The sequence below is a fragment of the Serratia silvae genome (assembly GCF_023282985.1).
GTDB classification, from domain to species: Bacteria; Pseudomonadota; Gammaproteobacteria; order Enterobacterales; family Enterobacteriaceae; genus Chania; species Chania silvae.
In genome coordinates this window covers 105672-129938 of the sequence record NZ_JAGQDC010000014.1, presented here as the reverse complement: position 1 = coordinate 129938, position 24267 = coordinate 105672, and the positions used below count along the sequence as shown (strand labels likewise).

22 protein-coding genes and 1 pseudogene are annotated in these 24267 nt (G+C 55.4%); 12 read left to right on the top strand and 11 right to left on the bottom strand.

What is annotated here, in order from left to right:
* Positions 1-15: 15 nt before the first annotated feature.
* The 3 genes from KAJ71_RS16790 to KAJ71_RS16780 form a co-directional block, all read right to left on the bottom strand.
* A complete protein-coding gene (locus KAJ71_RS16790; protein WP_248946777.1) occupies positions 16-2082 on the bottom strand; it encodes a carbon starvation CstA family protein in 2067 nt (688 codons plus the stop codon).
* 240 nt (positions 2083-2322) lie between these two features.
* Positions 2323-4257, bottom strand: coding sequence for an exoribonuclease II (locus KAJ71_RS16785; RefSeq protein ID WP_248946776.1), 1935 nt, complete (start codon positions 4255-4257; stop codon positions 2323-2325).
* 171 nt (positions 4258-4428) lie between these two features.
* On the bottom strand, positions 4429-6735 hold the full coding sequence (locus KAJ71_RS16780; protein WP_248946775.1) for an FdhF/YdeP family oxidoreductase: 2307 nt from the start codon (positions 6733-6735) through the stop codon (positions 4429-4431).
* 204 nt (positions 6736-6939) lie between these two features.
* Here KAJ71_RS16780 and KAJ71_RS16775 point away from each other — a divergent pair, with 204 nt between their 5' ends.
* Positions 6940-7836 (top strand): LysR family transcriptional regulator, encoded by an 897-nt coding sequence (locus KAJ71_RS16775; protein ID WP_248946774.1) that lies wholly within the window; start codon positions 6940-6942, stop codon positions 7834-7836.
* On the opposite strand, the gene KAJ71_RS16770 is transcribed toward KAJ71_RS16775, so the two are convergent.
* From KAJ71_RS16770 to sapA, 6 genes are all read right to left on the bottom strand, one after another.
* Positions 7825-8991 (bottom strand): CMD domain-containing protein, encoded by a 1167-nt coding sequence (locus KAJ71_RS16770; protein WP_248946773.1) that lies wholly within the window; start codon positions 8989-8991, stop codon positions 7825-7827. The genes KAJ71_RS16775 and KAJ71_RS16770 overlap by 12 nt on opposite strands.
* A 489-nt stretch (positions 8992-9480) precedes the next feature.
* On the bottom strand, positions 9481-10293 hold the full coding sequence (gene sapF, locus KAJ71_RS16765) for a putrescine export ABC transporter ATP-binding protein SapF (protein ID WP_248946772.1): 813 nt from the start codon (positions 10291-10293) through the stop codon (positions 9481-9483).
* A gap of 1 nt (position 10294) precedes the next feature.
* Entirely contained in the window at positions 10295-11287 is a 993-nt protein-coding gene (gene sapD / locus KAJ71_RS16760; protein WP_021806551.1) for a putrescine export ABC transporter ATP-binding protein SapD, read from the bottom strand.
* A complete protein-coding gene (sapC, locus tag KAJ71_RS16755) occupies positions 11287-12177 on the bottom strand; it encodes a putrescine export ABC transporter permease SapC (protein ID WP_248946771.1) in 891 nt (296 codons plus the stop codon). The genes sapD and sapC overlap by 1 nt, the downstream gene beginning before the upstream one ends.
* The gene (gene sapB, locus KAJ71_RS16750; RefSeq protein ID WP_248946770.1) at positions 12164-13129 is read right to left on the bottom strand and encodes a putrescine export ABC transporter permease SapB; all 966 of its coding nucleotides are present in this window, start codon (positions 13127-13129) and stop codon (positions 12164-12166) included. The genes sapC and sapB overlap by 14 nt, the downstream gene beginning before the upstream one ends.
* Positions 13126-14778, bottom strand: a complete 1653-nt coding sequence (gene sapA, locus KAJ71_RS16745; RefSeq protein ID WP_248946769.1) for an ABC transporter substrate-binding protein SapA — start codon at positions 14776-14778, stop codon at positions 13126-13128. Before sapA ends, sapB begins: the two co-directional genes overlap by 4 nt.
* Before the next feature lie 356 nt (positions 14779-15134).
* Between sapA and KAJ71_RS16740 the strand changes: the two are divergent.
* Positions 15135-15347 (top strand): annotated as a pseudogene (locus KAJ71_RS16740) (LysR substrate-binding domain-containing protein); the annotation flags it as partial.
* Here the strand turns inward: KAJ71_RS16740 and pspF are convergent.
* Positions 15344-16351, bottom strand: a complete 1008-nt coding sequence (pspF, locus tag KAJ71_RS16735) for a phage shock protein operon transcriptional activator (RefSeq protein ID WP_248946768.1) — start codon at positions 16349-16351, stop codon at positions 15344-15346. The pseudogene KAJ71_RS16740 and the gene pspF overlap by 4 nt on opposite strands.
* 184 nt (positions 16352-16535) lie before the next feature.
* Here pspF and pspA point away from each other — a divergent pair, with 184 nt between their 5' ends.
* From pspA to KAJ71_RS16690, 9 genes are all read left to right on the top strand, one after another.
* Positions 16536-17201, top strand: coding sequence for a phage shock protein PspA (gene pspA, locus KAJ71_RS16730; protein WP_248946767.1), 666 nt, complete (start codon positions 16536-16538; stop codon positions 17199-17201).
* A gap of 57 nt (positions 17202-17258) precedes the next feature.
* Complete coding sequence (pspB, locus tag KAJ71_RS16725; protein ID WP_021182064.1) at positions 17259-17486, top strand: envelope stress response membrane protein PspB; 228 nt, start codon at positions 17259-17261, stop codon at positions 17484-17486.
* Positions 17486-17914, top strand: coding sequence for an envelope stress response membrane protein PspC (pspC, locus tag KAJ71_RS16720; RefSeq protein WP_283106804.1), 429 nt, complete (start codon positions 17486-17488; stop codon positions 17912-17914). The genes pspB and pspC overlap by 1 nt, the downstream gene beginning before the upstream one ends.
* 88 nt (positions 17915-18002) lie before the next feature.
* On the top strand, positions 18003-18269 hold the full coding sequence (gene pspD / locus KAJ71_RS16715; protein ID WP_248946766.1) for a phage shock protein PspD: 267 nt from the start codon (positions 18003-18005) through the stop codon (positions 18267-18269).
* Positions 18250-19647 carry a YcjX family GTP-binding protein gene (locus tag KAJ71_RS16710; RefSeq protein WP_248946765.1) on the top strand — a complete coding sequence of 466 codons (1398 nt, stop codon included), beginning with the start codon at positions 18250-18252 and terminating at the stop codon, positions 19645-19647. The genes pspD and KAJ71_RS16710 overlap by 20 nt, the downstream gene beginning before the upstream one ends.
* Positions 19644-20702, top strand: coding sequence for a YcjF family protein (locus KAJ71_RS16705; protein ID WP_248946764.1), 1059 nt, complete (start codon positions 19644-19646; stop codon positions 20700-20702). The genes KAJ71_RS16710 and KAJ71_RS16705 overlap by 4 nt, the downstream gene beginning before the upstream one ends.
* 323 nt (positions 20703-21025) lie before the next feature.
* Positions 21026-21235, top strand: coding sequence for a peptidase dimerization domain-containing protein (locus KAJ71_RS16700; RefSeq protein WP_248946763.1), 210 nt, complete (start codon positions 21026-21028; stop codon positions 21233-21235).
* Between the two features lie 21 nt (positions 21236-21256).
* Positions 21257-21574 carry a M20/M25/M40 family metallo-hydrolase gene (locus KAJ71_RS16695; RefSeq protein WP_311295027.1) on the top strand — a complete coding sequence of 106 codons (318 nt, stop codon included), beginning with the start codon at positions 21257-21259 and terminating at the stop codon, positions 21572-21574.
* A 172-nt stretch (positions 21575-21746) separates the two neighbouring features.
* Positions 21747-22442 (top strand): MFS transporter, encoded by a 696-nt coding sequence (locus tag KAJ71_RS16690; protein WP_248946761.1) that lies wholly within the window; start codon positions 21747-21749, stop codon positions 22440-22442.
* A 52-nt stretch (positions 22443-22494) separates the two neighbouring features.
* Here KAJ71_RS16690 and KAJ71_RS23475 read toward each other — a convergent pair whose 3' ends face one another.
* On the bottom strand, positions 22495-22623 hold the full coding sequence (locus tag KAJ71_RS23475; RefSeq protein ID WP_283106803.1) for a hypothetical protein: 129 nt from the start codon (positions 22621-22623) through the stop codon (positions 22495-22497).
* 31 nt (positions 22624-22654) lie between these two features.
* Between KAJ71_RS23475 and tyrR the strand changes: the two genes are divergently transcribed.
* Positions 22655-24226 carry a transcriptional regulator TyrR gene (tyrR, locus tag KAJ71_RS16685; RefSeq protein WP_248946760.1) on the top strand — a complete coding sequence of 524 codons (1572 nt, stop codon included), beginning with the start codon at positions 22655-22657 and terminating at the stop codon, positions 24224-24226.
* Positions 24227-24267 lie beyond the last annotated feature (41 nt).

Here is a 24267-nt window from a genome sequence, read left to right as displayed (position 1 = left end):
GCTGCGCCCGTTCAGTTAGACACGCCCGGTTTCCTCACGCAGTACAGTCGCGCTTTCACGCACCGTAGGCGTTTTGGAACTCAACGCACGGCGCACCACAAAGAAGGACGAAACCAGCATCGTCACCGCAACCAGCATAAAGAAAGCGCACAGCCCGGCGTTAATCTGATTGGCAAACACAATGGTCTGCATATCTTCAATGGATTTAGCCGGAGCGATCACTGTGCCAGATTCAATCCCGGCAGAGAATTTCTTCGCCTGCGCCAGGAAGCCGATGCTTGGTTTTTCATGGAAAATCTTCTGCCAGCCCGCCGTCATCGAGGTGATAAACAACCACACGGTCGGCAGAATGGTCACCCAGGCGTAACGCTGTTTCTTCATCTTGAACAGCACCACGGTGCCCAGGATCAGCGCCATTGAGGCCAGCATCTGATTACCAATGCCGAACAGCGGCCACAGCGTATTGATCCCGCCTAACGGGTCAACGACACCCTGATAAACGAAGAAGCCCCAGCCGGCCACGGCCACGGTGGTGCCAGCCAGGTTGCCGAACCAGGAGCGGTTATTCGCCAGCCGCGGAATGGCCACGCCAACCAGATCCTGCACCATAAAGCGACAGGCACGGGTGCCCGCATCCACCGCAGTGAGAATAAACAGGGCCTCAAACAGGATGGCAAAGTGATACCAGAAGGCCATCATCGCCCGGCTGTTAAACACCTCGCTGATGATATGAGCCATGCCAACGGCAAAGGTTGGCGCGCCACCCGCCCTGGACAGCACCGACTTCTCGCCCACATCATGGGCAATCTGCGTCAGCGTTTCCGGGGTGACCATAAAGCCCCAGCTGTTAATCATCTGCGATGCGCTCTCCACCGTGGTGCCGATCAGCGCCGCCGGTGAGTTCATGGCAAAGTAGACGCCTGGGTCGATCACCGAAGCGCAAATCAGCGCCATGATGGCCACGAAGGACTCCATCAGCATACCGCTGTAGCCGATAAAGCGGATATGGCTCTCACGCTCAACCAGCTTCGGCGTGGTGCCACTGGAGACCAGGGCGTGGAACCCGGAAATTGCGCCACAGGCAATGGTGATAAACAGGAACGGGAACAGTGAACCGGCAAACACCGGGCCGCTGCCATCAATAAAGCGTGACACCGCCGGCATTTTCATTTCCGGCATCGCGAACACAATGCCCACCGCCAGCCCAACGATCACGCCGATTTTCAGGAAGGTAGAAAGATAGTCACGCGGAGCCAGCAGCAACCACACTGGCAGCACTGAGGCGACAAAACCATAAATCACTAGCACCCAGGTCAGGGTGGTGCCGTGCAGGGTAAAGAACGGCCCCCAGTATGGGTGCATTGCGATATTGCCACCGTAGATGATCGCCATCATCATCAGCACAAAGCCGATCAGCGAAACCTCGGCAATCTTGCCCGGGCGGATGAAGCGCATATAGACGCCCATAAACAACGCAATCGGAATGGTGGCAGCAATGGTGAACAAACCCCAAGGGCTGTCTGCCAGCGCTTTTACGACCACCAATGCTAGCGCCGAAAGAATGATGATCATCACCCCAAGTGCGCCCAGCATGGTTACCACACCGGCAAAGGCACCTAATTCCTGTTTGGCCATTTCACCGAGTGAACGTCCGTCGCGACGGGTGGAGATAAACAGGATCAGGAAATCTTGCACCGCACCGGCCAGCATCACCCCCACCAATATCCAGATGGTGCCGGGCAGGAAACCCATCTGCGCTGCCAGGATCGGCCCTACCAGCGGGCCAGCACCGGCAATGGCGGCAAAGTGGTGACCAAACAGCACCCATTTGTTGGTGGGTACATAGTCCAGGCCATCGTTATGGCGTTCCGCTGGCGTTAACCGACGGTCATCGAGTTCAAAGACGTTCTTGGCTATGAAGCGGCTGTAGAAGCGATAGGCAATGCTGTAGCAGGCAACGGAAGCTACTACCAGCCAGACAGCGTTGACGTGCTCCCCGCGGCTTAGCGCCAGCATGCCAAAAGCGAAGGCACCGACCAGCGCCACCGCGAGCCAGATTAAGGCTGACTTGACGTTTTTCATGTTCCACAACTCCTTGTTGTGCAGAGGTAGAAAGGTAATTTTTATAGTTTGCGAGTACGTCAAAAAGTTAACGACTCATTAAACGTAGGAGGTTTAAACGTGGGCGGCGGCTGGTCGAATCAGAAATGTGAACTCAGTTGGAGTTTGGTGAAAGAGTCCTGTCATGCGGGGGAGGAATAGGTCGTTGCGGGCATAAAAAAGGCGATACCGAAGTATCGCCTTGATCGAACGCGGATAACGTTAGGCTACGGGTCTGGCAATTACGCTGCGGGTTTCCATACGCACTTCGGCAATGGTCACCTGTAGGCTATCGCTCTGGCGATAAACCACTTCGCCCTTCACCTGCACGGTGCCGGTCTCTTGGCTACACACCATCTCGTCGCGAACCGCGTGGATGAACGGGGCAGGGATAAAGGCCACTGCGCCGTTGTCCAGCAGGCGTACGCGCAGGCCGCCACGGGTCACGTCGATGATCTCGGCGTTGAACCGCTCATCGGTTCCGGCCTTATCCTTGAGGAAACGGGCATACAACCAGTCACCGACGTCACGCTCCGCCATACGGTTCAGACGGCGACGCTCGGCCAGTTGCACAGTGACGTCGTCCTGCGGTTTTTCCGCTGCCTGTTCGCTGATAATGGCTTTCAGCAGACGATGGTTGACCATATCACCATATTTACGGATCGGTGAGGTCCAGGTGGCGTACGCTTCCAACCCCAGACCGAAGTGCGGGCCAGGCGTGGTGCTGATCTCGGCAAAGGTCTGGAAACGGCGGATGCGGCTGTCCAGGAACTGGGTTGGCTGCGAGTCGAGGTGACGGCGCAGTTCGCAGAATCCTTCCAGGGTCAGCAGCTTTTCGGCATCGGCTTCAACGCCGTTGGCCTGCAATACGGTGACCGCTTGCTCAACCAGGGCCGGATCAAAGCCGTTATGCACGTTATAGATGCCAAAGCCCAGACGATCGCGCAGCACCAGGGCAGCACAGACATTGGCAGCGATCATACACTCTTCAACGATACGGTTGGCGGTGCGGCGCTGTTCGGTAATGATGTCCAGCACTTCGCCTTTCTCGCCGAGGACAAAGCGGTAGTCCGGGCGATCCTTGAACACCAGCGCATGTTGATGGCGCCAGGCGCTGCGTGTATCGCAAACCTGTTTAAGCAAGGTGATCTGCTGTGCGATGCTCTCGCTCGGTGGCTGCCAGCCAGCGACGCCGTCCAGCCAGTCAGATACCTCGTCATAAACCAGTTTGGCTTTGGACTCGATTTCGGCGGCGAAGAAATGGATATCGTTGCCCAGCGCGCCGTCTGCAGCGATTGTCACGCGGCAAGCCAGCACCGAGCGGCGCTCATTCGGGCGCAGCGAGCACAGGTTGTCGGACAGATCGCGCGGCAACATTGGAATATTGAAGCCCGGCAGGTAGTTGGTGAACGCGCGCTTGCGGGCGATATCATCCAGATTGCTGCCTTGCTCGACATAAGCGGTAGGATCGGCAATGGCGATGGTCAACTGCAGCGAACCGTCACCGTTGTCTTGCACGTGCAGCGCATCGTCCATATCTTCGGTGCTGGCGCTGTCGATGGTGACGAAGTCCAGCGCGGTCAGATCTTCACGTACCAGACCTGTTTGCTGCTCGGAGATAGCGACCATGTCTGGCGCTTCTTTTTCAAGATTATGACGAGCCAGCGTAACCCACCACGGCGCGAAATGATCTTCACCGTCGGTGATGAACTGAGTCAGATCGGCATTGAAAGCGCGATCGCCTTTCAGCGGATGACGGCGCATTTCTGCGACTGCCCAGTCACCAGCCTGGAAGTTATGGGTGACGTCACGTGCCGGACGGCATGGGATCGCGTCTTTCAGCAACGGATGATCGGGGATGATCGACAGGCGATCGTCTTTTTTCTGCACCCGACCAACAAAGCGCGACAGGAAAGGTTCAACCAGGGTTTCCGGCTCAGCGATTTCGCGCTCTTTTTCGGTATGCAGGGTGGCGACGATACGATCCCCATGCATGACTTTTTTCATGTACGGCGGTGGAATGAAGTAACTCTTCTGACCGTCGACTTCTAAAAAGCCAAAACCTTTCTCAGTCCCTTTTACTACGCCTTCAACACGCGGGGTTTGAGAGTGAAGTTGCTGTTTAAGCTGCGCCAGCAGCGGGTTATCTTGAAACATATCGTCCAGTGAATGGGTTGTGAGTGGCAAGATTTGCGGCTGACAGTTTTACGCGAATCACTCCTTGCGGGCAAGCCAAACGTCACGCTTTTCCGACGATGGCTCGCGATAATTGACGCAATACTGCTGTAGGGGCGCGGCATGCTGAGTCACATGTTACGCCCATTTAAACTAAACGATGCGCAACGCAGGCGGTTGAGCGCAGCGGCGGATGGTTACGGGAACCGACTTGGAAGTCGGCGTGCCGGTACCATCACCAAAACTGGCCAGCGGCACCAGCGGGTTGGTTTCAGGATAGTAGGCCGCCAGATTACCGCGCGGGATATCATAGCTGACCAGCTTGAAACCGCTGACTTTTCTGCTCACGCCATCATTCCACAAGGTTTCAATCTCCACCCGCTCGCCGTCCTGCAGGCCAAGATCGGCCAAATCTTCCGGATGAATAAACAGCACCTCGCGCTGGCCGTAAACGCCGCGATAGCGGTCGTCCAGCCCATAAATGGTGGTGTTGTACTGATCGTGTGAACGCAGGGTTTGCAGCACGAACGGCGCTTTTTCTGCCCCGATTTGCGGGAACAACGTATCGGGTAGCGGAGCGGAACTGAACTCGGCTTTGCCGCTCTGAGTTGCAAAGCGCAATTCGGCAGCGGCGTTGCCAAGATAGAACCCCCCAGGTAGCTCGCAACGTTGGTTAAAATCGTCAAAGCCGGGAATGGTGGCCTGAATATGCTGGCGGATCAGTGAGTAATCGTCGGCCAGCTCCAGCCAGTCCAACTTTTGGTTGCCCAGTACCGCGTCGGCAATGCCGCAGACAATTGCGGTTTCAGAACGTTGGGTGTCTGCCAGCGGTTTGCCGATACCTTCGGAGGCGTGCACCATGCTGAAGGAGTCTTCCACCGTGATGTATTGCGGGCCGCTGGCCTGCATATCCAACTCGGTACGGCCCAGCGTTGGCAGGATCAACGCGTCTTTACCGGTGATCAGATGGCTGCGGTTCAGCTTGGTGCTGATATGCACCGTTAAATCACAACGGCGCAGGGCTTGGGCGGTACGCTCGGTATCCGGTGCTGCTGCTGCCAGATTACCCCCGAGCGCAATCAGCACTTTGACTTCACCACGCAGCATCGCTTCAATGGCTTCTACCGTATTGTGGCCCATCTCGCGGCGCGGGCTAAAGCCAAAGTGCTGCTCCAGGCTATCCAGTAGTGCCTTGGGCGCTTTCTCATCAATGCCCATGGTGCGGTTGCCTTGCACGTTGCTGTGGCCGCGTACCGGGCATAGGCCCGCACCTGGCTTGCCCAACTGGCCGAACAGCAACTGCAGGTTGGTGATCTCGCGCACCGTCGGTACGGAGTGCTTATGCTGCGTGACGCCCATCGCCCAGGTGCAGATAACACGCTCTGCGCCTTGGTAAATCGCAGCTGCATGGCGCAGCTGGGTTTCACTCAACCCGGATTGTGTGGTGATCTGTTGCCATGAGGTGGCATCCACCTGTGCCAGATAATCCTCGATGCCCACGCAGTGCCGATCGATAAACGGCTGGTCAAACAGCCCTGGCTCGTTGGCGGCTAAACGCTGGCGGTGGGTTTCCAGCAGTGCCTTCACCATTCCGCGCACTGCCGCCATATCGCCACCCAGGTTGGGCTGGAAATAGGCCGAACTGATAGGGGAGGATTTGGGCGTCAGCATTTGGATCGGGTTTTGCGGATCGGCAAACCTTTCCAACCCGCGTTCGCGTAGGGTATTGAAACTGACGATGCGTGCACCACGTCTGGCCGCGTGTTTCAGGCTGTGCAGCATGCGTGGATGGTTGGTGCCGGGGTTCTGGCCAAACACAAAAATCGCGTCGGCCTGCTCGAAGTCATCCATACGGATGGTGCCTTTACCGACGCCAATGCTCTGCTTGAGGCCGACACCGCTGGCTTCGTGGCACATATTGGAACAGTCCGGGAAGTTGCTGGTGCCCAGCATCCGGCCAAACAGCTGATAAAGGTAAGAGGCTTCGTTGCTGGCTCGGCCAGAGGTGTATAGCTCTATCTGGTTGGGGTTATCCATCGCCTGGATATGGCTGGCGATAAGTTTTAGGGCATCCGGCCAGGTGATGGGCTGATAGCGGTCGGTCTTGGCGTCGTAGCGCATTGGGTGCGTCAACCGGCCTTGATACTCCAGAAAGTAGTCGCTTTGTTCGCGCAGGGTGCTGACGCTGTGGGCCGCAAAAAATGCCGGTTCAACCGCATTGCGGGTAGCCTCCCAACTGACCGCCTTGGCACCGTTCTCGCAAAAGCTGAAGGTGCTGTGGTTGTCATCGCCCCAGGCACAGCCGGGGCAGTCGAAACCACGCGCCTTGTTAACGCGCATCAGGTTGCGCAGATTTTTCAGCGCCTGTTTGCTGTCGAACACATAGCGGGTGGTGGCTTCCAATGAGCCCCAGCCGCCCGCCGCGCCGCGATAAGGCTTGATTGACGGTTTAAATTTCATGATTTTCTTCGCAGGTGATTGATGTAGCTAAAAGGTAAATGCTTTTTTAAGCATTTTGAGTGTTTATGTGGCAAGTCTAGGGGCGTGAGGGCTTGGCGTCTAATCGAATAGAGCAATGATGGGATAGACGACACTTATCGCCGCTGCCAGCAAGGCTGTAGCAAATGATATACTTCACACAGAAACCATTTTTCGAGCCAATACATGGATATTAAGCAACTTATCTACCTGTGTAATCTTGAGCGGGAACGCCACTTTGGCCGCGCTGCTGAAGCCAGCTTTGTCAGCCAGCCGACCTTATCCATGCGGCTGAAAAACCTGGAAAAAGAGCTGGGCGTCTCGTTGATCAACCGTGGCAACAACTTTGAGGGCTTTACTGCCGAAGGTGAGCGGGTGCTTGCCTGGGCACGGGAAATTGTTTCAGTTTACCAGGGGCTGAAGCTGGAAGTAGAGTCGCTCAAGCATGGGCTGAATGGGACGTTGCGCATCGGCACCGTGCCGCAGTGCAGCATTTCGTTAGCGCAGATGTTGAAGGCGGTCAGCGAGCGTTATCCGCAGTTGGACTATCGCGTAGCGGTATTGAGCGCCGATCAACTGTTGGAAGCGCTGACCGCACACACGGTGGATATCGGCATCGGTTTCTTTGAGTTACCCACGCTCAAAGAGCTGCATTTCCAGTCGCAGTCATTGTCCGATAGCGGTATAGACCTGGTGTTTCATCCGCAGCATTTCCCCGAGCTGGTGGGGGAAAGTCCACTGACGCTGGCAACCGTGGCGGAGCTGCCATTATGCCTGGCGGAGCCGACGCGTTACTTCCGCCGTTACCTGGATCAACAGTTTCGTGAGGTGGGCTTAACGCTGCATACCCGGATGGAAACTACCTCTATCTTCCAACTGCTACAGGGGATTTTTGTCGGCTTGGGATGCGGATTATTCCCCGGCGGTAACTTGCAGATGGAAATGATGCCGCAATTGCAGCGGCGCAGCGTTGCTATTGCGCCGATGTCACGTCATGCCGCCTTGGTGATTGCCGAACAATCAAGAGCCACGCCGTTGGCACAGCACTTTTTTGATGCGGCTCAGGCATGGTTATTGCGCTAGATCGGCTTCCACCGCATCACCAAGACTGTAACGCAGCCGGTTTTCCCAGGCGTACAGAGCGCAGGTTAAAATCACGTCTAATGCTTGCGACCGATCCAGCCCGCTGTTCAATAGCGGCAGCACGCTTTGAGCAGTGAATTTCTCCGGTGTTCGCGTCAGTTCTGCCGTCACGCCAATTATGGCCGCACTTACCGGATCGTCAGCTACCTCAAGCGCGCGATCAATCCCAGCCGCTAATGCCTGTGCCAATCCTGGATCGGCCAGGTTATTGGCTGCGGTGGCGACACAGTAATGGCTGCCATTAATGCGTGAAGTTACCAAAGCAACTAAAGCCCTCAGACGTGGAGATAACCCGTCAACTTGGTGGTTAATGCAGTTGAACACATGCAAGGCGGGCGCGTCGTGGGCCAACAGCAGATAATAAGACTCGTTGCGGGCATCCGGGTGGCTTTGGTCAAGAATGTCGAGCTGGCGAGCTTGGGCCTGCTCGACCATGATCTCCGGCAGGCGAGCTTGCCATAACCGTTCCGTACAGGAAAATCCTGCCAGTTCAGCATCTTCGAATTGGGGAAAGCCTGGCAGCACCACAGCGGGTCTGCCTGCCAGAGCGGCAATACCGGCGACCACTCGTGCCTGATAGCTAACGAAACCGATGACTTGCGAAAAGGTCACAATATCTTGCGTACTCAGGCCAACTTCAGCGAGCTGTTGTAACGCCTTGGGGCAAATCAGGGTGGGTTGGCTGGCGAGTTGGCGGGCGTATTGGGTGATCTGTGCCAGGCGGACATTGCTTTCCCGAGAGGCATCCGGGCTGTCCAAAGGGGCGAGGCGAGCGGCATAGTGGCTACAAAGCGATTGCACGCCGGTAACCTGCGCCACCGTCAAGGCCGTCGACAGACGGTCGTAATGTGACAATGTCACCTCACGCGAAACGCTGACCCGATCGGGGAATAGCACCGGATAGCAGGCTGAGGACGCAGTAAAAACGTCAATGCGATGGCTGAGGGCGGCATTCAATCCCTCGTCGGTAAACGTGCCCAGACCTAACAAAAATCGCTCCCGTAGGCTTGCAGCCTCTGGTTCGAGTGGAGAACTGTCGCCAGAGCTGCGCTGGGTTTCGTGGTACCACTGGAAAGGGGTTAGGCGATATTCCATCGGATTAAATCCTTCATCAATACCACAAGCCACCGCCGCAATCGGCAACGGCAGCAGGGTAAAAAACCACGGGGCAGGCGTCAGTCATGGCTGCATAGACCCTGGCCATAAAGAGAGAAGCCAGCGGCAAGGATAAGCATCAGTTGCGAGAAGCGTTGGTGGTGGGAGTGGTTCATCAGCGCGATATCCTGTTGTTTGCATGGCTCAACGTAGGGGATATCCTCACTGATTAGATTGGCGAGATAAAATAATGTTACGTGCTAATTAATAACTGAATGGAATAAAATATAATTGCATATTGCAAAAATATGATATGCATTTGCGATTAGTGGGGGAAGGGAAGCCATTTGCGACTTAAAAGCAAGTGACTTATGTCTTAATTACCGGAAAGAGAGCTCAGCAGATGGGGTAAAGGTTCAAAAATCCCCCGACTTTCGCGTCGGGGAAATGTGTATAAGAGACAGCAACCTTGTGGAGAGGGGGAGAACCCTAAAACCGGCCGCTGTCCCGTCGCCAGGCATCGGCTGTGAGCGCTTCGCCAAAATGGCTGGCGATCAACCGCTTGGTGAGGTCGTGCAGCGGTGCGGCCAGCACTTCGGCGGTACTGCCGCGTTCCACGATTTCTCCTTCATGCATCACCATCACCTGGTCGCTGATATGCTTCATCATGCCCAGATGCTGCGTCACATAAATGTAGGCAATCCCGTGTTTTTCCTGTAGCTCCAGCATCAGGTTGATGATCTGCGAACGCATCGACATATCCAACGAGGCCAGCGCTTCATCGGCAACAATCACCTTGGGTTGCAGGATCAATGCCCGTGCCAGCGCCACGCGCTGTTTCTGCCCGGAGGCCAGCATATGCGGGTAATAATTAGCGTGGTCCGGCAGCATCCCCACCTGACGCAGGGTCTGGTTGATGCGCATCTCGCGCTCTGCGGCTTCCAGATCGGTATTCAAACGTAGCGGTGCATCAAGCAGTTGGCCAATGCGTTGACGTGGATTGAGCGAAGTGCTCGGATCCTGGAAAATCATGCGGATACGCTGACTACGGTAGCGGTAATCGCCATAGGTCAGCGGGTGGTCGTCGATCAACAGCTCACCGGAGGAGGGTTCCACCATACCGGAAAGCATCTTCGCTAGAGTCGATTTGCCCGAGCCGTTCTCACCGATGATTGCCAGCGTTTGGCCTTCACGCAGGGTAAAACTGACCGATTTGACCGCTTCCACATGCTGGCGGCGGAACAGCCCGGTGCGATAGCGATAGGTTTTGGTCAGGTTGCGCACTTCCAATAGCGTTTCCATGTTATTGCTCCTCCATGTTCAGCGGGAAGTGGCAGGCGAACAGGTGATTCTTCACCGGACGCAGGCGTGGGGTTTCAATACACTGTTTTTGCGCATACGGGCAGCGTGGCCCCAGGCGGCAGCCGATTGGCAGATGCTCCAATGAGGGGATCGCGCCCGGCAGGGTATTCAGGCGGCTCTTATGCGGCAGCGAACGGCCAAAGTCCGGCATGGCGCGGATCAGTGCCTGGGTATAAGGGTGATGAGGGGCGGCAAGTAGATCCTCACATTGTGCACTCTCCACCGTCTGGCCGCAGTACAGCACGTTAACCCGGTCGGCCCATTTGCTCATCATCTGCAAATCGTGGCTGATCAACAGGATGGTGGTGTTATTGTTTTGGTTCAGACGCGCCAGCAGGCGGAAAATCTGCGCCTGCGTGGTGGGCTCCATGGCGTTGGTTGGCTCATCGGCGATCAGCAATCTTGGCTGATTGGCCAACGCAATGGCGATCATCACTTTCTGGCATTCGCCTTCGGTCAGCTCATAGGGGAAGCTGCCCATAATATCGAGGTGATCCTTGATACCGACGCGGTGCAACAGCTCAATCGCCCGCCGTTTGCGCCAGTTAAAGCGCTGCCACCAACGCCCCTTGTAAGTCCAGCCGGGAATGGCCTGGGCCAGCTGGCGGCCAATACTTTCTGAAGGGTCAAGACAGGATTGCGGCTCCTGGAAGATCATTGAAACGTTATGGCCCACCAGTTTGCGCCGTTCACGCGGGCTGAGCTGCAACAGGTCGATGTCATCAAAGCGGAATCGGTCGGCGGTGACGCGCCAGTTATCTTTGGTCACGCCGCATATGGCTTTGGCGATCAGGCTTTTTCCTGAGCCGGACTCGCCTACCAGACCACGCACTTCACCTTCTGTCAGCGTCATACTGACGCGATCGACGGCCTTCACCGGCCCTTCGGCGGTCATAAATTCAATCGTCAGATTGCGGATATCGAGTAACGGCATTATTCCACTCCCGCATTGATCGCGCGGCGTATTCCGTCGCCTAACAGGTTAACCAGCAACACGCTGATCAGAATAGCGGCACCGGGCAGCATCACGGTCCAGGGCGCGACATACACCAGCTCCAGCGAATCACCTAACATTGCTCCCCATTCCGGGGAGGGTAATTGCGCCCCCAGATCGAGGAAGCCCAACGCCGCGATGTCGAGAATGGCCATCGACAGCGCGCGGGTAAACTCGGTGATCAGTACGGCGGCAATGTTCGGCACCACGGCGTACCACAGGATCTGCATCGTCGAAGCCCCATCCAGACGCGCGGCGACCACGTACTCCTTTTCCAACTCATCGTGCACCGCGCTGTAGATGGTACGCACCATCCGTGGCAACAGTGCCAGCCAAACGGCCAGCATGGCGTGTTCCAGCTTCGGCCCGAGGAAGGCCACCACGATAATCGCCAGCAGCAGTGAAGGGATGGAGAGTAGGGTATCGAGAATATGGTTGAGCATCGCAGACAGCAGGCCGCGGGTGACCCCGGCAAACACGCCCAGGATCACGCCGCAGACGGCGGCCGCGATGGTAACAATCAGTGCCGAACCATAGGTGGCGGCGGTGCCGGTCAGCAAACGGCTGAGGATATCGCGACCCAGATCGTCGGTGCCCAGGAAGAATGACACGTTGCCGTAGCGTGACCAGGAAGGTGGTAACAACTGATATCCCAGGAATTGCTGATCGAGGGCGTAAGGTGCCAGCAGGCTGCCGAACAGGGAAAGCAGTAGCAGGCCGAACACCCCATAAAAACCAATCATCGCCAAAGTGTCGCCGTAGAAAATCCGCCAGGTATAAAGCAACGGGCTAGGCATTTTCTTTTCGCGGTATACGTTATCGAAGGGCATACCATTCCTTATGTTTCAGCGGGTTGGTCGCCGCGCCCAGAATATCGGCCAGCACGTTAATGGTGATCACCAGCGTGCCGATCACCATCACGCCTGCGGAGATGGCCGCGTAGTCCTGTTGGCGGATGGCATTGATCAGCCAGCGCCCCAGCCCTGGCCAACTGAACACCACTTCGGTGATCATGGCCAGCGTGAGCATGGTAGAAAACTGTAGGCCGAGCTTTGGGATGATCGGCGGTAACGCGTTGTGCAACACGTGACGGCGGATAATGGTAAAGCGCGACAGGCCACGGGTTGCGGCGGCCTTGATGTAGTTCTGGCTGAGAACATCGTCGGTGCTGATGCGCATCAAGCGGATCACCTCGGTGATCGGGGCCACCGCCAGCGCGGTAATCGGCAGCACCATATGGCGCAACGCACTGGCAATCATCTCATTGCGATAAGGCGAGTCAGACAGCCAGGCATCAACCAACGCCAGACCGGTGACCTGTTTGACCTGATACAGCAGATCGAAACGTCCCGACACCGGCAGCCAGCCAAGATGCAGTGAAAAATAGAGCATCAGCAGCAGCGCCAGCCAGAACACCGGAATGGAAAAACCCAGCAGGGCAAAGGTACTGATGGCGGTATCCTGCCATTTGCCGCGCATCACACCGGCAATAATACCCAGCGGAATGCCGATAAACAGCGCCATCGTGAAGGCTAAAATGCACAGTTCCATGGTGGCCGGGAACACTTCGCGCAACTGTTCGCTGATCGCCTGGCCATTGATGCTGGAGACGCCGAAGTCCCAGTGCAGCAGGCTGACGAAATAGAACTGGTAGGCATCCAGCAGGGCGGCACCGTTTAGCGGCGCGCGCGGGGTAAAGTAGCTCAGACTGAAGCTGACCAGCGTCAGCAAGAACAGTGTGATCAGCAGCAACAGGATGCGGCGTAAGGTAAAGATAATCACTTTTTCGCGGCCTCCGCCGGTTCACGGTACACCCCGGCAAATGATGAGTTGCCGAACGGGCTCAACACCAGTCCTTTAATATCATAACGGTAGGCCTGCAAGCGCAAAGAGGAGGCCAGCGGCAATACCGGCAGTTGCTGTTCGAGGATTTTCTGCGCCTGCTGATAATCATCGATACGCTGCGACAGCTGCTGCGATAACAGGGCGTCCTGCAACTTTTCATCAAAAGCAGGATCACACCAGTGAGCATAGTTGGTTTGCGAACGGATTGCCGCACAGCTTAGCAGCGGGCGGAAGAAGCTATCCGGATCGTTACTGTCGGTTGACCAACCGGTGAGCGTCAGATCGTGGTTCATCTCCATCAGCCGGGCTTCCTGGAAGCGGCCTTCTACCGGTACGATGGTGAGATTAATGCCGACCTGGGCCAAATCAGCCTGTAACAGCTCCGCCGTTTTCAACGGGCTAGGGTTATAGGATTGCGATGCGGTAGGCACCCATAGCTTCAGATCCAGTGGCCCCACACCGGCTTCGCGCAGCATTTCTCGCGCCTTGGCGGGGTCGTATTCGGTAACGTGGGCATCATTATCATAGGCCCAGGAGGCGCGCGGCAGGATCGAGGCGGCAGTTTCTGCGGTGCCGTAATAGATTGATTGCATCAGGCGCTGGTTGTTGATGGCTAACGCAATGGCTTGGCGCACTTTCAGATTATCCAGCGGTGGTTTGCGGGTATTGAAGGCCAGATAGGCGATATTCATCCCTGGGCGTAGCGTCAGGCGCAAACGCGGATCGTCGCGCAGGATCGAAAGCTGGCTGGCGGCGGGATAAGCCAGGACATCGCACTCGCCGGTCAGCAATTTGGACAAACGGCCCGTACCTCCGGCACCCATGTCGATCACCACCTGCGGCATACGCGGTTTCCCTTTCCAGTAAACGTCATTACGTGCCAGGCGGATATATTGCCCAGAGCGATATTCGTTTAACAAGAATGGGCCGGTGCCGACCGGTTCACGATCGATCATTTCCTGCAGGCCGTCCAGCGTCAGGTTGTCGGCATATTCTGCCGATAGTACCGGCGCATAATGGGTGGCCAGATGCCACAGGAAGGAGGCATCCGGTGTCTGCAAACGGAACTCGACGGTGTATTGATCCAGTTTTTTCACGCTTTGTACGGAGTCGGCAAATTGCAAACTGTCGAAATACGGGTATTCACCGCCGTTGACGTTGTGGAACGGATGCTTCTGGTCAAACACCCGTTGAAAACTGAACACCACATCGTCGGCGTTCATTTTGCGGGTAGGTTGGAACCAAGCGGTAGTCTGGAAAGGTACATCCCGGCGCAGGTGGAAGCGGTAGGTGGCCCCGTTGTCCAGCACTTCCCAGCTTTCCGCCAGTTCCGGGATCAGGCGATAAGTGTAAGGATCGACATCCAGCAGCCGATCGTAAAGCTGGGCGGCCAAGGTATCGACCGTCAGACCGCTGCTGGCCATCTGCGGATTAAAGGTGTTCAGAATGCCGCTGACGCAATAGACAAAGCCGCTCTGGCGGATGTCTGCTGGCGGTGGTGCTGCGCTGGGCACAGCCGGTGTCGCGGCCAGGGCAGACGTTGCCAGGCAGCCGAGCGACATTATCCAAAGAGGTAAACCACGCATAGACGCTTCATGGGTTATTAAGCAATAACGTTAGTGTATCGCACTCTGACCAACAGCCCAATTTCTTGAGCAAAATGGCTGAAATTTAGGCGGTTTGGTTAAGCTTGCCGCTGTTTTCTGGTGAGTCGGCCTCGGCATGAAATCAGTGCTGGTGGATAATTACCCAAGCTTAGTGTGGTAATGAGAAAAATTCTCAACAAAGTGCTTTACAGATGATACTGAGAACTATTATCATCGATTGGCAGTTCACGGAAGGCCACGCCTTGTGGCCCTTTGTGGAAGGCACGACATTGCTCACATTGCTTCCAGTATTACTTAGCCAGCTCGGGTGCTGGCTTTTTTTTTGCCTCTATTTCGTCCCGCATTTTCTGTTTGTGAAATCGGTGCTTGGTAAGACGGATCTGGTGGCGATGTTGCCCGAACGCCTGGTACGCGACAGTCCTGAAGTACAGATCGCCGAGCCGCCAGTGGAGATACCTGGCTATGAGCTGGCCATGCTGTGGGATGAGCGTTCGCATCGCGATCCCGCCCATCAGTGGTTACGCGAATTGATCGCCCAGTCGGTTTAACTTCCCTCTGGGTCGCTACCTTGCAGCAACGCATGCTTTTTCAACATGCCGCGCAGTTGGTGATAGGTTAATCCCAGTAAATCGGCGGCTTTACGCTGATTAAAGCGGCCTTGTTTTAATGCCATCTCCAGCAGGGCTTTCTCCTGTTGGTGCTGCCAGCTTTTAAAATCCAGTGGTAATGTGGGTAAGTCACTGGCCGGTACGATAGCCTCATCATCAAGCGGCTCTGAGCGTTTGGCAAAGGGGTTAATAATGATCTCATCCAGCTCATCCTGGCTTGAGCCGTGGCGGTAAACGGAACGTTCGACCACGTTTTTCAGCTCACGCACGTTACCCGGCCAGGAGTAGCCGAGCAGCGTAGCCCGCGCATGTTCACTAAAGCCAGGGAACAGCGCTAGCGAGAGCTCACGGCACATCTGAATGGCAAAATGCTCGGCCAATAGCATGATGTCTTGCTGGCGTTGGTGCAGCGGCGGCAGTTGCACCACGTCGAACGCCAGGCGGTCCAGCAGATCGGCACGGAATTTACCTGCGGCGGCCAGCGCGGGCAGATCGTCATTGGTAGCGCACACTAGCCGGACATCCACCTGCAGCGGTTGGCTACCGCCCACGCGCTCAAGATGGCCGTATTCAATCACCCGCAGCAGCTTTTCCTGTACCAGCATTGGCGCGGTTGCCAATTCATCCAGAAACAGGGTGCCACCATCGGCGCGTTCAAAGCGGCCAAGATGGCGTTTTTGTGCGCCGGTAAACGCGCCAGCCTCATGGCCAAACAGCTCCGAGTCCAGCAGGTTTTCATTCAGCGCCGCGCAGTTGAGGGAGATAAATGGCCCTTGCCAACGGTTGGAAAGGTAGTGCAACCGGTGGGCAATCAGCTCTTTACCTGTCCCGCGCTCGCCAATCACCAACACCGGTTTGTTGAGTTTGGCCAGCTGTGAAACTTGCTCCAGCACCTCCACAAAGGCGTTGGCCTCACCCAATAGATTCTCTAACGGTTCGCTCATGATGAAATTCGCCAATGTTTGGTGAAAATACTCACTCTACAGCAAGTGTGGCGAGAGTCAAAAATAAATAGTCATTGTATTTCAATGAAATAAAAGTTGGCACGCATCTTGATTAACTCTTTGGGCAAGTTGTATAACTTAACTCGGCGCTTCAGACGCCTTCAGAACCAAGAGGAAGTAAATTATGGGTATCTTTTCTCGTTTTGCCGACATCGTGAACGCCAACATCAATACTCTGCTTGATAAAGCAGAAGACCCGCAAAAGCTGGTGCGTTTGATGATCCAGGAAATGGAAGACACGCTGGTTGAAGTGCGCTCCACCTCAGCGCGTGCCCTGGCAGAGAAAAAGCAGTTGCTGCGCCGCATTGAGCAGGGTGAAAACCAGATCAATGACTGGCAGGACAAAGCCGAACTGGCGCTGCGTAAAGATAAAGAAGATCTTGCCCGTGCGGCGTTGATCGAAAAACAGAAAGTGGCCGATCTGATCGCCACGCTGAGTCAGGAAGTGGCTACCGTAGAAGAGACGCTGGCCCGCATGAAGAGTGAAATTGGCGAGCTGGAAAACAAGCTGACCGAAACTCGTGCACGTCAGCAGGCATTAACGCTGCGTCATCAGGCGGCTTCTTCTTCACGGGATGTGCGTCGCCAACTGGACAGCGGTAAACTGGATGAGGCGATGGCGCGTTTTGAACAGTTTGAGCGCCGTATCGATCACATGGAAGCCGAAGCGGAAAGCGTCAGCATTGGTAAAAAGAAAAGCCTGCATCAGGAGTTTGCCGAACTGCAGGCGGACGATGCCATCAGTGAGCAACTGGCGGCAATGAAAGCCAAGATGAACCGCCCGGAATAATGCTAAAGCGGCCACCCAGCGTGGCCGCCACACTACGGCCAAAAAGAAGGAATTGAAATGAGTGCTCTATTACTTGCCATCCCGTTGACAATCTTTGTGCTGTTTGTCGCACCGATTTGGCTTTGGTTGCATTACAGCAATCGGCAACAGAGCGGCGTTCAACTGAGTCATCAGGAGATGCAACGTCTGACGCAGCTGGCGGAACAGGCCTCACGCATGCGCGACCGTATTCAGGCGCTGGAAGACATTCTTGATGCGGAACACCCGAATTGGAGGCAGTCGTAATGCGCAGAGACCACAACAGAGGAAAGTATGGTGATCGCTCTCGCTACGACGATGATTACCGTGCATACAAAGGCAACTCGCTGGGCAGTAAAAAACTGTACCGGGTGCCTGAAGAAGGCATGCTGAAGGGCGTTTGCGCTGGCCTTGCCCACTATTTTGACGTGCCCGTACGTTTGATCCGGGTGATTGCCGTGTTGTCGCTGTTCTTCGGGCTGTTTTTCATTACGGTGGTCGCCTATATCGCTCTGGTCTTTGTGCTTGATGAAGCTCCAGCCAGCCGTTTTCAGGACGAACATTCTGACACACCGCGCCAGTTGCTCGATAAGCTGGAATACGAATTGAGCAGCGGGGAGCAGCAGTTGCGCAAGGTTGAACGCTACGTCACGTCTGACACCTTTGGCGTGCAGAGCCGCTTTCGCCAGCTGTAATCTCTGTTAACGATGCACGGGCCTGCTTACGTCGCAGGCCAGGCATTGCACCAATCTTTCTCCCAACATTTGCCAGAGGGCATCAACCATGAGTAAAACCTATGCGATTAATGCCCCAAAAACCGCTTCACCAAAATGGGGAGTAGGTGCATTGTTGAAGACCTTGTCGAAAGTCATCATCATAGTGCTAATGAGTTATGGCCCGGCGGGGGCAACCACGTGGTTGCTGAAAACCGTCAGCCGCAAACCGCTGCGTTACGTGTTGGCCCTGTTGCTGGAACCGCTGTTTCGCAAAGGGCTGAACAAGGCGTTCGGGCGCTATGCCAAGGAGAACAATGAAACGACTGCAAAATGAGTTAACTTCGCTGGTCAATCGCGGGATGGATCGCCATCTGCGGTTGGCAGTAACCGGCTTGAGCCGCAGCGGTAAGACGGCGTTTATCACCGGATTGGTCAATCAATTACTCCATGTTCACAGCGGCGCGCGTATGCCGCTGTTTTCCCCGGTGCGGGAAGAACGGCTGCTGGGTGTGAAACGCATTCCTCAACGCGATCTCGGTATCCAGCGCTTCACCTACGACGAAGGTCTGGCGCAACTGTATGGCGATCCGCCAAGTTGGCCAACGCCAACGCGTGGCGTCAGCGAAATCCGCCTGGCGCTGCGCTATCGTTCCAATGATTCACTACTGCGCCATTTTAAAGAAACCTCCACCCTGTATCTGGAGATCGTCGACTATCCCGGCGAATGGCTGCTGGATTTGCCGATGCTGGAACAGGACTACCTGGCTTGGTCACGTCAGATGGCCGGGCTATTGCAGGGCGACCGTGCACGCTGGGCCGAGCCTTGGCTGGCATTATGCAAAGATCTCGATCCGCTGGCCCCGGCGGATGAAAACAAGCTGGCGGCGATCGCCCAGGCCTATACCGATTATCTGCTGCGCTGTAAGGCCGAAGGGTTGCACTTTATCCAGCCTGGGCGTTTTGTGCTGCCTGGCGATATGGCCGGTGCGCCCGCGTTGCAGTTCTTCCCATGGCCAAACGTCGATGCGGCAGGGGAATCGCGCCTGGCTCAGGCAGACAAACATACTAATGCGGGCATGCTGCGCGCCCGTTTTAACTATTACTGCCAGTCGATCGTCAAGGCGTTTTATAAAGAGCACTTTGTGCGTTTTGACCGCCAGATTGTGCTGGTGGACTGCCTGCAACCGCTCAACAGCGGGCCGCAGGCGTTTAATGATATGCGTTTGGCGCTGACCCAGTTGATGCAAAGCTTCCACTACGGCAAGCGCACGCTGTTCCGCCGCCTGTTTTCGCCGACTATCGACAAACTGATGTTCGCAGCAACCAAGGCGGATCACATCACTGCCGATCAGCACGCCAACCTGGTTTCGCTGTTACAGCAATTGGTGCAGGAGGCCTGGCAGAACGCTGCGTTTGAAGGCATCAGCATGGACTGCGTTGGCCTGGCTTCGGTACAGGCGACCGAAAGCGGCATTGTCGATCATCAAGGGCAGCCTATCCCGGCCTTGAAAGGCCACCGCCTGGACGATGGCGCACCGCTGACGGTCTTCCCCGGCGAAGTGCCTGCGCGCCTGCCTGGCCCGACGTTCTGGCAGCAACAAGGATTCCATTTTGACCAGTTCCGCCCGCGCATGATGAGCGTTGACAGTCCGTTACCGCATATCCGTCTGGACGCGGTGATGGAGTTTTTATTGGGAGATAAATTACGATGAGCGAGCCGTTAAAACCGCGTATCGATTTTGCCGAGCCGTTGCAGCCACCACAGGAACCGGTATTGCGAGCTGGTTTGGAGTTTGACGAACAGCAGGCAGAGAAATTCTATCCGGCAGCGCCAGAGATGGAGCAAGAAGAAGAGGAAGGGCGCGCGGAAGGCATTGTTAACGCCGCGTTGAAACCCAAGCGCAGCCTGTGGCGTAAAATGGTTAACGCCGGGCTGATGCTGTTTGGCGTCAGCGTGGTGGCTCAAGGTGTCCAGTGGGTGCATACCTCCTGGGTGCAGCAGGATTGGATCGCGCTGGGTGGTGGCATCGCCGGTGGGCTGATCGTCTTTGCCGGCATCGGTTCGGTGGTGGGGGAATGGCGCAGGTTATATCGCTTACGGCAACGTGCAGAAGAGCGTGATGAAGCTCGAGAACTGCTGCATAGTCACGGCCTGGGGAGAGGGCGTGAGTTTTGTGAAAAGCTGGCGCGTCAGGCCGGGTTAGATCAAGGGCACCCCGCATTGCAACGCTGGCAGGCTTCATTACATGAGACCCAGAACGACCGCGAAGTGGTTGCGCTGTATGCCAAGCTGGTGCAACCGGTGTTGGATAATCAGGCGCGGCGCGAAATCAGCCGTTCGGCGGCAGAGTCGACGCTGATGATCGCCGTCAGCCCGTTGGCCTTGGTGGATATGGCCTTTATCGCCTGGCGCAATATCCGCCTGATTAACCGCATTGCGGCACTGTATGGTATCGAGCTGGGCTATTTCAGCCGCATCCGTCTGTTCCGCCTGGTGTTGCTGAATATCGCCTTTGCCGGTGCCTCCGAACTGGTGCGGGAAGTGGGCATGGACTGGATGTCACAGGATATTGCGGCGCGGCTGTCTGCGCGGGCTGCGCAGGGGATTGGAGCCGGTCTGTTAACGGCGCGTTTGGGCATCAAGGCGATGGAGTTATGCCGTCCATTACCCTGGTTAGAAGGCGATAAGCCAAAACTGGGTGATTTCCGTGGTCAATTGATTAATCAGCTAAAAGACACCATGAAAAAAGGCTCAAGCAAAGTCTGACTCCGCCAGGCTGCGTCAATCAGACGCAGCCTTATTGCCGCACTGCCAAAAAACTTCCTTCCCTTCGAACGCCTCTGTGACATCCATTGATTGTTAATTAAAAGTTAATAAAGTGTTTGTTTTGCGCCCTTGGTCACGAAAAATCCCACGGACAACGGCCAAGAAGACGGTATATTCGACGGACAATCAATCTGAATACATAACTGCGTCAGCGGAGTAAACCGCCGTATTGGTTCGCAATTTCCGCATCAAGACATAATCCCAAGGACAGGAGGTCATCAACATGCCGCACCAAGAGTCGAACTTAGAAACCTTCCAACCCTATGCCGATGAAAGCCAAACCCTCCGTCGACATATTCATCAGTACCCTGGGGGCGCAAGAACCCGGCGTGATCACCGTAGGTTCATTCCAGTCAGGTATGGCAAGTAATGTTATCGCTGATTCTGCGGTATTAAAATTAAGCGTGCGTGCGTTGGATCCGCAAGTCAGGGAGTTGTTGGAAGAACGTATCAAGACGTTAGTAGCGGCCTAGGCGGCCTCATATGGTGCCAGCATCGATATTGACTATGATCACACCTATCCGGTGTTGGTCAACCAACCGGAGATGACCCGCTTTGCCAAGCAGGTGGCGAAAAATTTAATGGGCGAAAGCCATCCGCAGCAGGTCATTGATATCCCGGAACCGTTAATGGGTAGCGAAGATTTTGCCTTTATGTTGAACCAGTGCCCAGGCAGTTATTTATTATTAGGTAACGGCCAGGGTGAAAATAGCTGCATGGTACATAACCCTGGTTATGATTTTAATGATGAAATTATACTCAGAGGGATCGCCTATTGGTCTGCGTTGACGCAAGAGTTTTTAAAGGAATAAACCTCGGCCAATAATACGTTGGTGATACTGCTGAACTTGTCGGGGCGCTGTGTGCCGCGCCCTATTGAGGTTGGTTACCCGTATTCGACGATTTGATAAGACAATCCTACCCAAATAGCGGATTCGATAATATCCACTCCGCAGCAGATATTTTTTCTTAAAAGGACAGGCGATGGATAGCGTCAAGGAAAAAAAGTCCCCGGCTAGGGCCATTGTGGCCACCACGTTAGGCAATGGATTAGAGTTTTTTGATCTGGTGCTCTACGCATTTTTTGCGACCTATATAGCAAAAGCTTATTTCCCCGCGTCAGACCCTTTGGTGAGCATGACGATGACCTTCCTGATCTTTGGGATGGGTTATCTTGCCAGGCCGTTGGGGGCGCTGGTCATCGGCCATTATGCCGATAAAAAAGGGCGCAAGCCCGCCATGACGCTGACGTTCCTGTTGATGGGGCTCAGTACCCTGACGATTGGTATCACTCCGTCATATGAACGCATAGGGATTGCTGCCCCGATCATCATTACCCTGGCCAGGCTGATACAAGGCTTCTCCGCAGGCGGTGAGTTAGGCGCATCAACCACCTTATTGGTAGAGTATGCCAAACCTCATAACCGTGGGTTTTACGGGGGATGGCAGGTTGCGAGCCAAGGTGCGGGTAGCGTATTTGCCGCCATGACCTTGGTGATATTGGTAAACACCATGCCAGAGGCGAGTGTGGAAGCCTGGGGTTGGCGTATTCCTTTCCTGTTTGGCATCGTGATTAATAGTCAGACGAGAATTACTATCATTTGTAACCGGCGAGTGGCCCTTTTTGCGGTTTGTAACCACAGATTGACGAAAGATTATCCCCCTGTGACTGCATTATAATCAGCTGCCAAAATAATGCGGAATGTGATAACACTCTAAAGATAAGCTAAAATTACGCCGATGGTATTATTGGGTGGCGTTTAAAACCACCAATAGCAGTGATAAACTGGAGCTCTGTCAACTTTTGCTGACAGATCGCTTCTTCCTTCCGGGGGGAGAGGGTATCATCATCATCAGACATCCCCGCACCTGCAGAGATAAGGCCAATACTGATGCGTTTGGAAGTATTTTGCGAAGACCGTCTCGGTCTCACTCGAGAGTTACTCGATCTTTTAGTATCGCGCGGTATTGACCTGCGCGGCATCGAAATTGATCCTATCGGCCGTATTTACCTGAATTTTTCCCAGCTGGATTTTGATACCTTCCGCGCGCTGATGGCGGAGATCCGGCGCATCAGCGGTGTGACCGATGTGCGCACCGTTAACTTTATGCCTTCCGAGCGTGAACATCGCGCATTACGTGCGTTGCTGGAGTCGATGCCGGAACCGGTGTTCTCCATCGATATGAAAGGCAAGGTGGAACTGGCCAACCCGGCGGCACAGACGCTGTTCAGCTTCAGCGAAGACAAGATCCGCAATCAAACGGCGAGCCAGCTGATCGGTGGCTATAACTTCAGCCGCTGGCTGGAGAGTGAGGACACTAAGCCGCATTCCGAGCGGGTGGTGATCCGTAGCCAGGATTTCCTGATGGATATTACCCCGATCTACCTGGAAGATGAGCAGCAGCAGAATGCTCCCGTAGGCGCGGTGGTAATGCTCAAATCCACCGCCCGTATGGGCCGTCAGTTGCAGAACCTGTCGGTGAATGACGATACCGAGTTTGATCATATCGTTGCCGTCAGCCCGAAAATGCGCCACGTGCTGGAGCAGGCGCGTAAGTTGGCCATGTTGGATGCGCCATTGTTGATTGTGGGCGATACCGGCACGGGGAAAGATATTCTGGCGCGAGCCTGCCACCTGCGTAGCCCACGCGGCAAACAACCGTTCCTGGCGCTGAACTGTGCTGCCTTGCCGGACGACGTGGTAGAGAGCGAGCTGTTTGGCCATGCACCGGGCGCTTATCCGAATGCGTTGGAAGGCAAGAAGGGCTTCTTTGAGCAGGCCAACGGCGGTTCGGTGCTGCTGGATGAGATTGGCGAGATGTCGCCACGTATGCAAACCAAACTGCTGCGTTTCCTCAACGACGGTACTTTCCGTCGAGTAGGGGAAGAGCATGAGGTGCATGTGGACGTCCGGGTGATTTGCGCCACGCAGAAAAACCTGACCGAACTGGTGCAGCGTGGTGAATTCCGTGAAGATCTTTACTACCGTTTGAACGTGCTGACCATCACTATCCCGCCGCTGCGCGAACGCCCGCAGGATGTCATGCCGCTCACCGAGCTGTTTGTGGCGCGCTTTGCTGATGAACAAGGGGTCGCCAGGCCGAAACTGGCCAACGATCTCAGTAGCTTCCTCTGCAAGTACGGCTGGCCGGGCAACGTGCGACAGCTGAAGAATGCCATCTATCGTGCCCTGACCCAAACGGACGGCTATGAACTGCGCCCACAAGATATCATTCTGCCGGATTTTGAGGTGGAGATAGCGCTAGGGGATGAAGTGATGGAAGGCTCTCTGGATGATATCAGCAAGCGCTTTGAACGCTCGGTGCTGACTCGCCTTTATCGCACTTATCCCAGCACCCGAAAACTGGCCAAGCGCTTGGGCGTCTCGCATACGGCAATTGCCAATAAACTGCGGGAATACGGCCTGAGCAATCGCAAGCTCACCGACGACAGCGAAGAATAACGCTGCTGCATTTCAGGCATAAAAAAGCCCGGCTTAAAAAC

Bases quoted from the DNA above. Each gene is read 5' to 3' on its own strand.
- KAJ71_RS23475 (WP_283106803.1), bottom strand. From the start codon at position 22,623: ATGTCTGATGATGATGATACCCTCTCCCCCCGGAAGGAAGAAGCGATC.
- KAJ71_RS16770 (WP_248946773.1), bottom strand. From the start codon at position 8,991: ATGGAATATCGCCTAACCCCTTTCCAGTGGTACCACGAAACCCAGCGC.
- sapD (WP_021806551.1), bottom strand. From the start codon at position 11,287: ATGCCGTTACTCGATATCCGCAATCTGACGATTGAATTTATGACCGCC.
- KAJ71_RS16775 (WP_248946774.1), top strand. From the start codon at position 6,940: ATGGATATTAAGCAACTTATCTACCTGTGTAATCTTGAGCGGGAACGC.
- pspA (WP_248946767.1), top strand. From the start codon at position 16,536: ATGGGTATCTTTTCTCGTTTTGCCGACATCGTGAACGCCAACATCAAT.
- sapC (WP_248946771.1), bottom strand. From the start codon at position 12,177: ATGCCCTTCGATAACGTATACCGCGAAAAGAAAATGCCTAGCCCGTTG.
- KAJ71_RS16710 (WP_248946765.1), top strand. From the start codon at position 18,250: ATGAAACGACTGCAAAATGAGTTAACTTCGCTGGTCAATCGCGGGATG.
- KAJ71_RS16785 (WP_248946776.1), bottom strand. From the start codon at position 4,257: ATGTTTCAAGATAACCCGCTGCTGGCGCAGCTTAAACAGCAACTTCAC.
- KAJ71_RS16780 (WP_248946775.1), bottom strand. From the start codon at position 6,735: ATGAAATTTAAACCGTCAATCAAGCCTTATCGCGGCGCGGCGGGCGGC.
- pspF (WP_248946768.1), bottom strand. From the start codon at position 16,351: ATGAGCGAACCGTTAGAGAATCTATTGGGTGAGGCCAACGCCTTTGTG.
- sapF (WP_248946772.1), bottom strand. From the start codon at position 10,293: ATGGAAACGCTATTGGAAGTGCGCAACCTGACCAAAACCTATCGCTAT.
- KAJ71_RS16790 (WP_248946777.1), bottom strand. From the start codon at position 2,082: ATGAAAAACGTCAAGTCAGCCTTAATCTGGCTCGCGGTGGCGCTGGTC.
- KAJ71_RS16690 (WP_248946761.1), top strand. From the start codon at position 21,747: ATGGATAGCGTCAAGGAAAAAAAGTCCCCGGCTAGGGCCATTGTGGCC.
- pspC (WP_283106804.1), top strand. From the start codon at position 17,486: ATGCGCAGAGACCACAACAGAGGAAAGTATGGTGATCGCTCTCGCTAC.
- pspD (WP_248946766.1), top strand. From the start codon at position 18,003: ATGAGTAAAACCTATGCGATTAATGCCCCAAAAACCGCTTCACCAAAA.
- KAJ71_RS16700 (WP_248946763.1), top strand. From the start codon at position 21,026: ATGCCGATGAAAGCCAAACCCTCCGTCGACATATTCATCAGTACCCTG.
- pspB (WP_021182064.1), top strand. From the start codon at position 17,259: ATGAGTGCTCTATTACTTGCCATCCCGTTGACAATCTTTGTGCTGTTT.
- KAJ71_RS16705 (WP_248946764.1), top strand. From the start codon at position 19,644: ATGAGCGAGCCGTTAAAACCGCGTATCGATTTTGCCGAGCCGTTGCAG.
- sapA (WP_248946769.1), bottom strand. From the start codon at position 14,778: ATGCGTGGTTTACCTCTTTGGATAATGTCGCTCGGCTGCCTGGCAACG.
- tyrR (WP_248946760.1), top strand. From the start codon at position 22,655: ATGCGTTTGGAAGTATTTTGCGAAGACCGTCTCGGTCTCACTCGAGAG.